This window comes from Weissella cibaria KACC 11862 (genome assembly GCF_000193635.1).
GTDB classification, from domain to species: domain Bacteria; phylum Bacillota; class Bacilli; order Lactobacillales; family Lactobacillaceae; genus Weissella; species Weissella cibaria.
In genome coordinates this window covers 36,507-51,706 of sequence record NZ_AEKT01000016.1, presented here as the reverse complement: position 1 = coordinate 51,706, position 15,200 = coordinate 36,507, and the positions used below count along the sequence as shown (strand labels likewise).

Genomic DNA, 15,200 nt, shown 5'->3' with positions numbered 1-15,200 from the left:
GAATATAAGAACGAATACATTATAACCGAGCATGGCATGACCTGTATATACGTTTTCACTGGAAAATGACTGACAGTTTCAGTGTGCACTTATTTATTATGTGAATTCAGTAACAAGTTGTCACGGAAAATGCAAACGGTTACAATTCTTTGTGTTGAAACTAATATATCAGTTTCTGAGATTATTTGGTTGATTTTACTTTGAGGAGTGACGATATGTCAAAAAAACGTATTTACCAAGCTAAGCCGATCACATTAGGTCGAGCAGTTGCTTATGGGTTGCCGGATTTGATGGGAGGTGGTGCCTTTACCATCATCGGCGCATTCTTGTTGTATTTCTTTACAACGTTTGCTGGGTTGACTGCCATTCAGGGGGCCACAATTATTGGAATCGCCCGAATCGTTGATGCGGTGACGTCGTTGGTAATGGGAAGTCTTACCGACAATTTCTATCGGACCCGTTTAGGTCAGCGGTTTGGTCGCCGTCATTTCTTCTTAACGATTGGCGCACCACTCATGTTTGCTTATGTGCTGATGTGGATCCCAAACATGGCGTTTCTGTACTACCTAGTGGTTTATTTGTTGTTTGAGATTATTGCCGCCTTTGTTTTGATTCCATGGGAAACACTCCCAACTGAAATGTGCAAGGATTATGCCAGCCGTACCAAGTTGTCATCAGCGCGGATGTTCATTTCAGCCGCTGGAACATTTATGGCGACTTTCGTACCGGGCCAAGTCATTCGCTTGTTGGGTGAAAACAATGCGTCAGCGTACTTCATTAACGCATTAGTTTTTGCTGCAATCTTTGCGGCCGCGATCTTCATTACAAACATGAATACGTGGGAGCGTGAAGTGACGGAAGAGATGATTGCTGAATTTAACAAGCGTCCAAAGTTGAACCCAATCCAGACCGTCCAAAAGGAAATCAAGGATTACCTCTCAACGTTGCGCATCCGTTCATTCCGCAAGCACTTGGCCATTTACTTGTTCTCATTCACCGGTAAGGACGTCTTTAACACCATTTTTGCTTACTTTGTGGTGTCTTGCTTGGGCTTGACGGTAACAGACTCAGCTAACATTTTGTCGTTGAGCTTCGTTGGTATCTTTGTCACGATTGGGGCCGGGGTCTTGATGGTGAAGAAGGGCCCTAAGTTCTTGTTCTTATCAGCTTACAGTTTGATGTTGCTGATGCTGGTTGCCTTCTATGCCGTATTCCAATTGCGTCCCGAAAACATGTTGATGTGGTTGCTGGGAATCGGTTTGGTTTACCAAATCGGTCGCGCCACGCTGGAGTTTACGCCTTGGAACGTCTTTCCGTTGATTCCGGATTTGGATGAATTGTTGACGAAGCAGCACCGTGAGGGAATTTTCGCGGCGGTGATGACCTTTGTTCGTAAGTCAACGGTGGCTGTGGCAACATTTGCCGTCGGTGTCATTTTGGAAAAGGGCGGTTACATTGCTGGTGAAACAACGCAAAGCCTCGCTGCTCAAAACACAATTGCTGGTGTTTTGGTGATTGGAACTGGTGGATTGTTGGTGATTGCGGGTGCATTTGCGATGACATTGCAATTGAACCGTGAAACGCACGGTATTGTCGTGGCCGAAATTGATCGTTTGAAGGCTGGCGGTGCGAAAGCAGACGCCACACCAAAGGTTCGTGCGGTGGTTGAAGCACTAACTGGTTTTGATTATGACGATGTTTGGGATGACAAAAATGTCCCAACAGTGAAAACAGCGCGGGCTCGCGTAGACATTGAGGAAGATTAAATCATGAAACTAACTGATAACTATATGACAGAACGAGAAGCGTTCACTACGATGGGCATTGAAGTGCCAACGTTTGACCAAGTTGACTTGGTAAAGACCGCTAAGGTGACCCCAACGTGGGTGCACTTTGGGGGTGGTAATTTATTCCGTGGTTTTCACTCGGAAGTGGCCCAGAAATTAGTTGCTGCTGGTGAATTGCCGGCTGGCGTGATTGTTGCCGAAACCTACGATGATGCCGTGATTCAAGATGTGTACCGACGTTTTGATAATCGCCACTTGAACGTCACGATGAAGGCGGACGGCTCATTGAAGCGCGAGCTAATTGCCTCGGTTTCGGGTAGCTATACTTTTAATCGCGATCACAAAGCCGATTGGCAGACGATGATGACTATTTTTGCCAAGCCATCATTGCAATTAGCAACGTTCTCGATTACAGAAAAAGGCTACAATCTGCGCCAACCAGACGGGTATTTTACTAATCAAGTTTTGGCTGATTTGGCGACAGACCCACACACTACTGCGCCAGGTAATAACATGGTTGCGACGGCCGCGTTACTATTGCACCGTTTTGAAACCAATGCGACACCGATTGCAATGGTTAGCACGGATAACTTTTCGCAAAATGGTGACCGGTTACGTGAAACGATGCAAACCATTGCCAAGATGTGGGAAACGAATGGTTTTGTGGGCGCAGACTTCATGACGTGGCTTAATCAGGATGTTACGTTCCCGTTGTCGATGATTGATCGCATTACGCCAAATCCGGCTGCGTCGGTGGCTGAAGCGTTACAAGCAATCGGCTTTGCTGATACGGAGTTGATTCGTACGCCGAAGGGCACCAACGTGGCGCCGTTTGCAAATACTGAGGAAGTCCATTATTTGGTTATCGAGGATAACTTCCCAAATGGCCGACCTGATTTTACCAAAGCCGGGGTGTTCTTAACTGACCGGGCGACGGTGAACGACGCAGATGCTATGAAGGTAACGACGAGTTTGAACCCGTTGCACACGGCTTTAGCTATTTTTGGATCATTGTTAAATTACGATTCAATCGCCGAAGAAATGAAAAATGTCGACTTATTGAAGTTGATTCAAAACATTGGCTACGTTGAAGGATTACCTGTTGTGACTGATCCAGGCATCATCTCACCAAAACAATTTATTGATGAAGTGATTAATAAGCGGTTGCCAAATCCGTACATTCCGGACACACCGCAACGAATTGCCACGGATACGTCACAAAAGTTATCGATTCGCTTTGGCGAGACGATCAAGGCTTATGTTGCCGATGAGCACCGGGATGTGAATGATTTGGTCTTCATTCCGTTGACGCTAGCTGCTTGGGTGCGTTACTTGATGGCGGTCGATGATAACGGGCAGCAAATGGCTTTGAGTCCTGATCCGTTGTTGGCGACGCTGCTACCAAAGGTTGCGCCGTTACATCTTGGTTATGCCGGTAACTTGCATGATGTCGTGGTTGATATCTTGCAAGATGAACAAATCTTTGGCGTTGATTTATATGAAGTTGGTTTGGGTGTGCGGGTTGAAAATGACTTGGCCCAATTGTTGAGTGGTGAAGGCGCGGTTGCCTGCACCTTGCATAATGCATTGGCAGCGTACGGTCGATACGACGTTGCAGAAGGAGTAGTAAGTTATGGTTAAGATGGGATTTCGTTGGTACGGTTCACAAGATGATCCAATTCCGCTCAAGTACATTCGTCAAATTCCTGGGTGTGAGCAGGTGGTCGGCGCGTTGTTTGATATTCCTGTTGGCGAAGTTTGGCCCAAGGAGCGTATCAAGGCGCTTAAGGATGAAGTTGAGGCAGCCGGTTTGAAGTTAGAAGTGATTGAGTCGGTTAACATTCATGATGACATCAAAATTGGCTTGCCAACGCGTGACCAATATATTGAAAACTACAAGCAAACGATTCGCAATTTAGCAGAATATGGCATTAAGGTGATTTGCTACAACTTCATGCCAGTTTTCGATTGGGTCCGCACAGATATGCGTTTTGAGTTGCCAGACGGTTCGACTGATTTGGCTTACCGTCATGAAATGGTCCAGGGGACATTGCAAGAAACGCTTGATATGGTGACGAGCCAATCAGAAGGGTTTACCTTACCAGGTTGGGAACCGGAACGTTTGTCAGATTTGAAGAGCCTGTTCGATGCCTATGCCGATGTTGACGAGGACAAGTTGGCGGCCAACATGGCGTACTTCTTGCAAGCTATCATGCCAACATGTGAGGAGATGGATATCAAAATGGCCGTTCACACGGATGATCCACCACGCCCATTGTTTGGCTTGCCACGGATTGTGAAGAACGCAGCTGATTTGCGACGAATCGCTGCTATGTGGGACAGTCCTTACAATGGCTTCACAATTTGCACGGGTTCGCTTGGTGAGAATCCAGCGAATGATGTGCCAGCGATTATTCGTGAGTTTGGGGCACAAGACAAGATTCCGTTTGTCCATGCGCGTAATATCAAGTTCATGGGTGACAACGGTGATTTCCACGAGTCAGCCCACTTGTCTGCAGAAGGTTCACTCGATATGTATGAAATCATGAAGGCGTTGCATGACGTTAACTTCGATGGTTACATGCGTCCGGACCACGGCCGTGATATCTGGGGTGAAGTCGGGCGACCTGGTTATGGGTTGTACGACCGTGCCTTGGGCCTATCATACTTAAACGGTTTGTTGGAAGCATTGGCAAAAGGATCAGCTGATACAACGGAAACGGTTGTCATGACCGAAGAATTTGAGATGGTGTAAGCATGGCATTTTTAGATGATAATTTTATGCTTAAAACGACAGTGGCGCAGCGTCTTTATCACGAGTACGCGGCTGATCAGCCGATTGTGGATTACCACTGTCATTTGAGCCCAAAAGAAATTTATGATAATCAACAACCGGCCAACTTGACCCGGTTATGGTTGAGTGAGGGGACAGTTGGTGATCATTATAAGTGGCGGATTATGCGCGCAAACGGCGTGCCAGAACGTCTGATTACGGGTGACGGTGATGACTATGACAAGTTTGTGGCTTGGGCAGGTACGTTAGAGCGCGCGATTGGTAATCCACTGTTTGAATGGTCACACCTTGAATTGCGCCGTTATTTCGGCATCCATGAGGTACTGAACCGCCAGTCGGCACCGCAGATTTGGGCCCGTGCCAATGAATTGTTGGCCGATCCAGCATTCACACCACGTGAGTTAATCAAGCGGTCGAATGTCGCTGTTGTTGTCACGACGGATGACCCGGCTGATGACTTGTATTATCACCAATTGTTGGCTGATGAAGAAGATGCTTTTCGTGTATTGCCGGGGATGCGTCCAGATGTTGCCATGGCCATCGAACAACTAGATTTCGCATTGTACATGGAAAAGCTGGCAGCGGTAAGTGGGATTGCCATCGATAGCTTCGCCAGTTTGGTAACGGCGTTGGATCAACGTTTTGAGGCATTCCATGCACTGGGGGGACGTATTTCAGATTATGGCCTAAATACGTATCATTATGCAGCCGCAACGCCGGCTGAGATTGAGGATATTTTTGCCAAGGGACTCGCAAATGAGCCGTTAACGGAGTTGGAAATTGCACAGTACACAACCGCCTTTTTGCAGGTCGCGATGCGCCAAAATAAAGCACATGGTTGGGCAATGCAGTACCACATCAATGCCGTGCGTGCAGCGAATAAGCCACAATTTGATGAACTTGGGCCAAACGTTGGCGGTGACTCGGTTGGGACACAGGCCGACATGCCGGACCAGATGCGCTTACTATTTGAAGAGGCACAACGCCAAGGCATTTTGCCAAAGTCCGTTGTCTACTCATTGAATGATAAGGACTGGTTAGAGTTGGTTACGTTGTTAGGTTCATTCCAAGAAGGCCCCACGCAGAAAATGCAGTTTGGGGCAGCATGGTGGTTTAATGATACGCACGATGGGATGGTGAAGCAACTCAAATTATTGGCGAGCCAGGGATTACTTGCTAATTTTGTGGGGATGTTGACGGACTCACGGAGTTTCTTGTCATATCCACGTCATGAATATTTCCGCCGCATCCTGTGCGACGTAATTGGCGATTGGGTGGCAAATGGCCAGGTGCCTGATGACATGGCGTATCTCGGCCAAATTGTGACCGAGATTGCCGGGCAAAATGCCCATGATTATTTTGATATTTAATACACTTTACTAAAGAGGGAAAACAATGAAGCGTTTGAACATTCTAAACAAGTTGCAACAAGCTGGTGTGATTGCCGTGGTCCGAGCCGAGTCAGTTGAAAAGGCAGAGTTGATCGTCGACGCCTTGGTCGACGGTGGCATTAAGGGGATTGAATTGACTTTTACAGTACCGCAAGCGGACGTCTGCATTAAAAACTTGGTCGACAAGTATCGTGGTACCGACGTCATTGTCGGCTGTGGGACGGTGTTGGATGCGGTGACTGCCCGTTTGGCAATCTTGGCCGGGGCGGAATTTGTGGTGAGTCCCTTCTTTGATGTTGAAACAGCCAAGATGGCCAACCTCTACCAAATCCCTTACATGGCTGGGGCGATGAGCATTACTGAGATGAAAGCGGCACTTGAATATGGGGTGGACATCGTGAAGTTGTTCCCAGGTTCTGAGGCATCACCGTCAATGGTTAAGGCGGTTAAGGCGCCATTGCCACAGGTTAACATCATGCCAACTGGTGGTGTGAACTTGGATAACATGGGCGATTGGATTGCAGCTGGCGTTGTGGCCGTTGGTGTTGGTGGCAGCTTGCTAAAGCCAGCAGAATTTGATGATTATGCGGGCGTAACGGATAATGCACGCGCTTATGTTGAACGTTATCAACAGTTAACGGCGGCAAAAGAATTAATGGGGGTCTAGCATGAGTGAGGTGTTAACAATCGGCGAGCCAATGGCGGTTTTTGCGTCAACGGAAGCTGATGTGCCATTAGCAGTTGCTTGTAACTATGATAAGTTCTTAGCGGGTGCGGAAGTAAACGTGGCCGTTGGCGTTGCCCGCTTGGGTCACACGGTTGACTATGTCGCACAGGTTGGTGCAGATCCAATCGGTGACTTTGTACGCGCTGAGTTAACGAAGGCCAATGTCGGGACAGATCACGTTGTTGTCACGCCGACGCATACGACTGGGTTGATGTTCAAGCAACGCGTCACGGCGGGCGATCCCGCGACTGCTAATTATCGAAAAAATTCAGCGGCGGCAAATTTGATGACTAACCAAATTGAGACACTTAACTTAGATGGCGTTAAAATTGCACACTTAACTGGTATATTTCCAGCCATCTCAGCAACGGCACGCGAAACAACGTTAGCACTTTGCCAACGTTTGGCGATGCACCCAGAAATTGTGAAAATCTTTGATACAAATTTGCGACCGGCACTGTGGGAAACCACTGAAGAGATGGTGGCGACAACGAACCAGTTTGCCAAGATGGCCAATATTGTTTTGCCAGGAATTAACGAAGGTGAAATCTTGATGGGGTCGCGCGATCCGGAAACGATTGCGGATTTCTTCATTGGCCAATCGGCGGTCACAGATACGGTGATTGTTAAATTGGGACCAGCAGGCGCGTTCGTGAAGACACGTGATGGGCAAACAATGACGGTGCCGGGTTTCCGTGTTGCTGAAGTGATTGATACTGTTGGTGCAGGCGATGGCTTTGCCCTGGGGGTAATCACCGGCTTACTGGATGGTCTTGATTTATACCATGCGGTGCAGCGGGGCAATGCGGTTGGTGCAATGGCCGTGCAGGCAGCCGGCGATAATGACGGATACCCAACACTAGTTGAACTTGAAGCGTTTATGGCGCAACCCGTTTAATGACGTAACTTCATCAGTTTGCCAATAAAATATAAATGGTACGTCATCACATGAGCTACGTCGTATAGACACTTGTTTTTGTTATAATTAAATTAATTATATGTTTAAGAAAGAGGTCGGTGTAATGGCGTATGAAGGCTTGCATAATGATGGACAAAAATTAGCAGACTGGGCAGATGTGCGGTCGGCGGATGCTGCGTACCAAGCATGGATTGAAACGGGCAAGAAAACATATTCTCACGAAGAAATGTGGTCGCGATTATCAGATGATTAAAACTCAATGACAAAAGTTGTTGACAAATTAGAAGGACGCGCATAATATAATCAACATCGACGAAGACGAGATGTAGTAGCAACGGAAAAATCCGCAGAGAGCTAGCGTTTGGTGAAAGCTAGTGTTTGGCAAGTTGTGAAAATGGTCTCTGAGTCTGTGTGGTTCTGCGAGCAGTGATGTAAGTGGTACCCGGGTGCGCCCGTTATAGCGCAAGCGTATATCCGGCGGCCGTTGACTAGTCCGGCCACAAGGCGTACGTCTCAAGCTTATTTGGGTGATCAAATAAGGAAACTGGGTGGTAACACGAGTCATTTCGTCCCGGGAATGCTAGCAATAGCGTTCCCGGGCTTTTTGTTTATTCGGCCAAATAAGCAAACTTGGTTATCCCAATATATTATTAAAAAATCATGGGGATTATTATTATGAGTAAGTTTGTAACAAGTGCAGTTTTGACGTTGGCAGTCGCTGGTGCGGTGGTACCCGCAACGACAATCGTGGCCTCAGCTAATAGCCACAAGGAGCTTAAGACGGTGAAGGTCGGAATCAATTCACCATCAAAGACAGACCAAGCCGTTTGGAAAATTGTCGAGAAGAATGGTGAAAAGCACGGCATTAAGATCAAGTTGGTGACCTTTACTGATTTCAATCAGCCAAATGCCGCTTTGAAGCAGGGGAACATCGACGCCAATGCGTTCCAACACTATGCATTCTTGGCTGATTGGAACAAGGCGCACAAGTCTAATTTGCAACCGGTTGGTGAAACGGTGCTTGGCCCAGGTCGCTTGTACTCTGACAAATATAAGTCAGTTAAAGACATTCCAGACGGTGGTACCGTCGCTGTGGCCAATGACCCAACCAACGAAGCACGTGCCCTTTTCTTGTTGCAAGCAGCTGGTTTGATTAAGATTAAGGCTGGCGTAACGAGCCCAACAGTTAAGGATATTGTCTCAAGTGCTAAGCATTTGCACGTTAAGGAATTGGCGGCTGACCAAACATTGGCTAGTTTGAAGTCGGTCGACGCGGCGGTCATTTCGGCAACCTTCGTAGAAGCAGCTGGGCGCAACCCAAACTCAGCTATTTATGTTTGGAATGCGAACAACAAGCAATCACATCAATGGGTTAACATTATTGCTGCGCGCCACGATGACGCGAAGAAGTGGTACATCAAGGCGTTGGTAAAGTCTTACCAAACGAAGGAAGTTGGTCAGTACATCAATGATCACAACAACGGCACAGAAATTGCCGCTTGGCAAGGTGCCCCAAAGGCTAAGATCGTCACGGCCGACACCGCGTCATCAGCTACTACGGCATCATCAAAGTAAAGTTATTTAACGGGGGGATCACAATGGGGGCAACACAACTAACGGCACTTCGGTCACTATCACAGCCGGTTTTACTGGCTGGTCAATTATACGCAGCGCAAAGCTATGTAGATGACATCGCGAACGATTATCAGACGGATTTGATTAGCATTGTTAATCAAACTGCCACAACGTTGGCAACAAATATTTCGCAGTTAACAGCTACTGATCACGCATTGTTTTATCAACAAGCGGGCCAAGTTTATCGGCGCACGGGCGATGGTCAAGTGACCCAGTTAACGCAAACAAGCCATAAAATTGTGAGCTTTGCGCCCACACCGGACGGTACTAAAATTGTGTTTGCCGTCCTAGTTTCAGACGCAGAAGCATTTAACACGGTGAGTGATCGACCACAAGTACGCCACTACACGAAGCGTCGTTACAAGGCGGATGGGGGTGGCTTTATTGATGAGCAACGTCACTTCGAAGTGTATGTGGCAACGATTGCCGGTGAGACACGCCGTTTGTTGACGACGGATTTGCCAGTGCAAGTGGCTGACACGACGACGACACAGGCATTGTTGATTGCACAAACGACTACCGAGGATGCGGATGAGTTACGCTCAGCCTTGCGGTGGTTGGATCTGGAGACCGGCGATATCACACCGCTGACGACGGAAGTTGCGGAAGTCCACGAGGCGACGATTGCGCCGGATGGGCGACAGGTGTTGTTCATCGCTAATGATGACCAATATCCTAATCGTCGGGTTGCCAGTTTGTATCGTTTTGATGGTGAGGCAACGACTATTGCGTTTGATCAAGAAGAATTGTTAGCAGGGCCGAATTCAGATATCGTGGTGCAAAATCAGGCCCGACATGTCCGTTGGCTGGATAATGACACTTGGTTATTTGAAACCGGCTTCCATGGTCACACCCGTGTGTATCAAGGGTCAGCTACAACGAATCAGTTGTTGCTTGATACACCGCAATACTTGCAGGACTTTGCAATCGGTAAAGGGACCGTCATTTTGGCACAGCAAGATACGGCGCACCCCAGTCAATTATTGGCGCTCGATTTAGCAACGAAGGGCACGCAAATTGTTTTTGATGCCAATGCCACCTTGCAATTCCCACGGGCTGAAAAGTATGTCTTCAGTAGCGAGGATGGTTCGCCAGTAGATGGTTGGTTCTTGGCAGCACAAAGCGAGGGTCCAGCACCGGTTGTGTTGTACGTGCATGGCGGACCGCATGGGGCTTATGGGGATGCCTTTTTCTGGGAATTCCAGCGTTTTACCGAAGCGGGGTATAACGTGGTGTTCACGAACCCACATGGTTCAACCACGTATGGCCAGGACTTTATCAACGCCGTGGTTAACCACTATGGCGAACAAGACTTCCGTGATGTGATTGCCGGCTTGGATGTCGCATTGCAACGTTTTGGTGAGTACATCGATGCCAGTCAGCAAATCATTATCGGTGGTTCGTATGGCGGCTTTATGACCACTTGGGCGATCGGTCACACTAGTCGATTCGAAGCGGCGATTTCACAACGGCCGGTCACCGAGTGGTTACACCTGACCGGTGCCAGTGATATTGGCTACAATTTTGTGCAAGACGAAATGGGCGCCAATCCTTACAGGCCAGCTGGTCGTGAGGAATTGATTAAGCGTTCACCAATTACGTATGCCGCACAAGTGAAAACGCCACTGCTCATGTTGCATGGTGAGTATGATCTCCGAACGCCCATTGCACAAACCGAGATGTATTACACAGCTATTAAAACATTGACAGATACGCCGGTTGAAATGGTGCGGTTCCCGCAAGCTTGGCATGGGGTATCGCGAAATGGCTTACCAAACCTACGCGAGACTCGTTTGACCGTCATGTTTGATTGGCTACAAAAGACACTAGCATAGCAATAATATAAACACCGCCTCCGCACAAGCAGTGTGCAGAGACGGTGTTTTTCGTTATATAACTATATATATTTATGCGAATATGAATTTTTGTCCTTATATATATTGGCGTGGGGTATAATAGAGGAAACATTCGGAAATGAGGCCACTTATATGGCAAAAGTAAATCCGTTTTCACCTAATTTTGGGAAACTACCTAATGTGTTTTTGGGTCAGGAAACGTTAATGCGATCTTTATTAGATGCTGCCAAAAATAGCAATAGCCCTTGGCGCACCACGTTATTGACTGGGGCAAGGGGAACTGGTAAAACGGCTGCGATGGAAGAGATGCGAGTTAAATTTCCTAAGAACACGGTTTTTGTGAACACCGCGGCGGATGATAAATTACTAGATACTATGTTGGATGCATTGGAGTTGGCGACAATTAGTGAACTAGACGTCCATTTAAGTGTTGATCTGGGAGTGCTTAAACTGGGGACCCAGGACAAGAAGTTGGCGACTTTTTATGGTAAAGCCACCCCGATTATTCAGCAATTGTCAGTTGGCAATCGTTTGATTGTGTTTACGATTGATGAAGTACAGACTAATGTCGAGACGTTGATCGAATTTGCTAAGGCGTATCAACTTTGGGTTCGAGATGGCTATAACGTCATGCTGGTTATGGCGGGATTGTCATTCTATATGGACGACCTATTGAATAATAAAGCGGTGACATTTTTACGTCGGTCACAGCAATATAAATTACGACCCGTATCGACCCCTAAAGAAATTGCCGCAACGTACATCACTGAGTTGCAGAAAAACGGGATAACGCTGTCGCAACAACATGCGTTGTACTTGGCGAAAGAAACCCGGGGCTATCCATATTTGATTCAATTATTTGGTGCTAAATTGTGGGATTTAGGTGTAAAAGTGATTGATGATGAGGCAATTAGTGCCGTTGAGAATTATGCGAAGGATATGATGTTCAGCAATGTTCACCGGTTAATTTTGCATGAATTGTCAGCACAAAGGTTGCTATATGCACAAACCATGGCAAAATTGATGGGTGATGGCGATATTGCAACGACAAGTGCAATTGCCGAGAGTATGGGAAAAACAACGTCAGCACTCAGTCAGGCACGCGAGGCGCTTTTGAATTTTGGCTTAATTGCTAGTCCGAAACGTGGGGAAGTTATGTTTACTATTCCGTACACGAAGGAATTCTTTCTAGGTGAATTATCTGAATTGCATGACGATTATGACTACACGATGTGGTTATAAGGATTGAAAAACGTGGGTTAATAAGAGATATGAAAATAACGAAAAATACGGTCATGCTGGGAATTGCGACAATCGCAGTGCTAGTTGTCGCGATGCTGGGTGTTGCGAAGGGCACTAAGCATGAATCAACAACGACGAAGCATGTGGCGGCAAGCCTGTCAGCAGCTAAATTACCAAGCAGTAGTCAATCGATTGCCTCGTCACAATCAACGAGTAGTCAAGCCGATGACGTATCGGCTTCATCAGCAACGTCGGTGACAACAGCCACGGCGACGATTGATGCTAAGCCAACTGACGCTGATCAGAGCTACGCGGATGCGGTAGCGTTGGCAACACGTGAGGCCCGTCAAACTGTGACGTCAGACCGTTACCGCTTTGTGGGACCTAAGGGTGGTCGTAATACAGATAAAGAAATTAAGATTGGCTTCCAGAAAATCAGTAACAACCAAGATAGCGCCCAAGGTTATGCCTTTTTAGTTTATGATCGCGCGGGGAAATTATTACGTCGCGAAGGATTCTAAGATATTACTAGCATCTGTCAGATTTGTATGCGAAACTGGCAGTACGGAGGGGTATCTTATGACATTACCAAAATTAATCGCCGTCGATTTGGACGGCACATTTTTTGATGACCACCAGCAAGTTAACGCTGCCAAATTTACGGCGTTATTGGATCGTTTAGATGCAGCTGGTGGCCATTTTGTTGCAGCAACGGGGAATAGCCGCGACGTGGTGGATCATTTTTTGGCACCGTTTGTCGGTCGATTTGACTATGTTATCCAGAATGGTGGTCAAGTTGTCACCAAGGACAACGAGACGTTAGCCTTACACGGTTTGGACCAACGCCAACTGGAACTTGTTAAGGCGACGGTTGAGGCCGACGATTTGGCACCACGCCACGGAAACGTCTACAGCACAGCAACGGATGGGTATATGATGCGCGCCGATAAAGGTCAGGGTGAATTGTATCAGAATATGGTGATGGAGTTTCCAAACTTGATTTTTATCGATGATTTATCGGAAATTCCTGATCCAGTAATCAAGATTATTTTGAACTGGCCCGAGTCTGAAGCGACACCTTTTATGGCCAAGTTGAACGCCGAACTCGCAGGTACGGCGCACGTCACAACGTCTGGCTTCGGCATGATTGATGTGGTGGCGCCCAATGTGAACAAGGCAGTTGGATTGCAGACGTTGGCGAACCACTATGGGGTGACGTTTGATGACATGATGGCCTTCGGGGACGGCGCAAATGACATCGAGATGTTGCAGGCGGTTGGCCAGCCATTTGCAATGACCAACGCAGCGCCTGCTTTGCTTGAGCAGTTCCCCCAGACCGTCGCCGACAACAATCATGACGGTGTATTAGACACAATTGCGACATTCTAGACGGTTCATTTCGTTAGTAAAGGTATCAGGCCTGATAATAACGACATGGAGGTACGGGGATGAAAGGATTTGAATTGGTATTTGAGACAACAGTTGTGAACCTTGCAACAGCCACCTTACGACTGCGGTCGGTGACGAAAGTTGAGAAGACAGGGTTCAAGTCCGAGAAGAAGTGATTAAAAAAGGCTCTATACCCAATAGCGTTGGTAGACAATAAAATTGGAGATTAACGTGATTTGAAGGGTCGTAAAAATCGGTGATGACAGAAGTGTTATTACCGATTTTTTAGAATTTTACATACTTCATTTGGATACAGACGATGTGTGTGACTGCTTGACGTAAATCCATGATTTGATAGACTTATTATTAGTTAGAACTGCATAAAGTTTAAGGAGTTAAATATGAGTTTTGATATGAAGAAGATTGTTGCGGGTGTAGCAGTGGTTGCTACATTGGCTGGCGTCAGCACTGTGGCAACTACGCAAGCAGCAAGTGCTGCACGCATTACGTCTCACACGACCGGTTACATCAAAGATGGTTCACAATACAACGGCGGTTACCGTTGGTATGATCACGGCAAGTTATACACTGGCTTCCGCTTCTACATGGGTACGTACTACTGGTTTATCAATGGTGTTCGTCAAAACCAAGGTTGGCGTTCTGCTTGGGGTATGACGTACTACACAGACAATACTGGACGTGCTGTCCAGGGCACTTACAAGGTTGGTTCAACTGTGTACGACTTTGGTAACAACGGTACATTCTTCTCACGTGGTGTTGTGAAAGATGCGTACGTAAATGTTCCTGGTGTTGGTTGGCGCTGGGTTCAAAATGGAAAGATGTTCACTGGATTTAAGTTCTACATGGGTACCTTCTACTGGTTTGAGAATGGTATTCGGCAGGACAATGGTTGGCGCCATGCATGGGGTATGACCTACTACACGGATAACCAAGGACGTGCTGTCCAAGGTTGGCGTAACATCGGTGGCAAGAACTACTACTTCGGTAACAACGGCACATTCTTCTTGCGCAACACCCAGCCAGCACAACCAACGACACCATCTGATCCTAACGCTAACGGTAAGGGTGATAACTTCAACCCAGGTGCTGTTGTTGACAGTGGGAACAACAACGACAAGTGGGACGTTTGGGGATAATCTAATCACAGATTGACTAAACTACCCTATGATTGAATTTAAGGGAATCGCCGTGGCGCTGTCTGTATACATCCACGACAATTCACAGTACAACGGTGGATACCGTTGGTACTAAGACGGTAAGCTATACACGGGCATCCGCTTCTAAATGGAATCTTGACTGTTTCATTGACGGTGCTCGTCAAAACTCTGGTTTTCATCGACTTTCGAATACATTTGAGCTATTGGTGTTTTTATTTTTTTGAGAATGTTTGTAAAACATAAAAAACGGCGTTGGTGATTTCTTAGCGAGACCTAAAAGAA

The 15,200-nt window shown here is 47.0% G+C and carries 13 protein-coding genes and 1 other annotated feature; all 13 genes read left to right on the top strand.

The features are described from left to right. Positions 1 to 215: 215 nt before the first annotated feature. The 13 genes from ESE_RS0102895 (at position 216) to ESE_RS0102830 (ending at position 14,897) form a co-directional block, all read left to right on the top strand. Complete coding sequence (locus ESE_RS0102895; RefSeq protein WP_010370964.1) at positions 216 to 1,766, top strand: MFS transporter; 1,551 nt, start codon at positions 216 to 218, stop codon at positions 1,764 to 1,766. Beyond that, positions 1,767 to 3,428 carry a mannitol dehydrogenase family protein gene (locus ESE_RS0102890; protein ID WP_029237439.1) on the top strand — a complete coding sequence of 554 codons (1,662 nt, stop codon included), beginning with the start codon at positions 1,767 to 1,769 and terminating at the stop codon, positions 3,426 to 3,428. It begins immediately after the preceding gene. After that, positions 3,421 to 4,542, top strand: coding sequence for a mannonate dehydratase (uxuA, locus tag ESE_RS0102885; RefSeq protein WP_010370958.1), 1,122 nt, complete (start codon positions 3,421 to 3,423; stop codon positions 4,540 to 4,542). Before ESE_RS0102890 ends, uxuA begins: the two co-directional genes overlap by 8 nt. A 2-nt stretch (positions 4,543 to 4,544) precedes the next feature. After that, positions 4,545 to 5,951, top strand: a complete 1,407-nt coding sequence (uxaC, locus tag ESE_RS0102880) for a glucuronate isomerase (RefSeq protein ID WP_010370955.1) — start codon at positions 4,545 to 4,547, stop codon at positions 5,949 to 5,951. A gap of 25 nt (positions 5,952 to 5,976) precedes the next feature. Further along, positions 5,977 to 6,639: a bifunctional 2-keto-4-hydroxyglutarate aldolase/2-keto-3-deoxy-6-phosphogluconate aldolase gene (locus ESE_RS0102875; protein WP_010370951.1), complete on the top strand. Its 663-nt coding sequence runs from the start codon at positions 5,977 to 5,979 to the stop codon at positions 6,637 to 6,639. A 1-nt stretch (position 6,640) separates the two neighbouring features. After that, on the top strand, positions 6,641 to 7,597 hold the full coding sequence (locus ESE_RS0102870; RefSeq protein WP_010370949.1) for a sugar kinase: 957 nt from the start codon (positions 6,641 to 6,643) through the stop codon (positions 7,595 to 7,597). 124 nt (positions 7,598 to 7,721) lie between these two features. Then, positions 7,722 to 7,871, top strand: coding sequence for a hypothetical protein (locus tag ESE_RS12250; RefSeq protein WP_010370945.1), 150 nt, complete (start codon positions 7,722 to 7,724; stop codon positions 7,869 to 7,871). 53 nt (positions 7,872 to 7,924) lie between these two features. Further along, positions 7,925 to 8,195, top strand: a binding site (T-box leader). Positions 8,196 to 8,293: 98 nt separating this feature from the next. Beyond that, the gene (locus tag ESE_RS0102860; RefSeq protein ID WP_010370942.1) at positions 8,294 to 9,193 is read left to right on the top strand and encodes a MetQ/NlpA family ABC transporter substrate-binding protein; all 900 of its coding nucleotides are present in this window, start codon (positions 8,294 to 8,296) and stop codon (positions 9,191 to 9,193) included. Positions 9,194 to 9,216: 23 nt separating this feature from the next. After that, positions 9,217 to 11,088: a S9 family peptidase gene (locus ESE_RS0102855; protein WP_010370940.1), complete on the top strand. Its 1,872-nt coding sequence runs from the start codon at positions 9,217 to 9,219 to the stop codon at positions 11,086 to 11,088. Positions 11,089 to 11,241: 153 nt separating this feature from the next. Then, on the top strand, positions 11,242 to 12,351 hold the full coding sequence (locus tag ESE_RS0102850; RefSeq protein WP_010370937.1) for an ATP-binding protein: 1,110 nt from the start codon (positions 11,242 to 11,244) through the stop codon (positions 12,349 to 12,351). A 29-nt stretch (positions 12,352 to 12,380) separates the two neighbouring features. Beyond that, entirely contained in the window at positions 12,381 to 12,872 is a 492-nt protein-coding gene (locus tag ESE_RS0102845) for a hypothetical protein (protein ID WP_137636371.1), read from the top strand. A 58-nt stretch (positions 12,873 to 12,930) separates the two neighbouring features. Continuing rightward, entirely contained in the window at positions 12,931 to 13,740 is an 810-nt protein-coding gene (locus ESE_RS0102840; protein WP_010370930.1) for a Cof-type HAD-IIB family hydrolase, read from the top strand. 401 nt (positions 13,741 to 14,141) lie between these two features. Next, positions 14,142 to 14,897 (top strand): PspC-like choline-binding domain-containing protein, encoded by a 756-nt coding sequence (locus ESE_RS0102830; RefSeq protein WP_010370924.1) that lies wholly within the window; start codon positions 14,142 to 14,144, stop codon positions 14,895 to 14,897. Positions 14,898 to 15,200 lie beyond the last annotated feature (303 nt).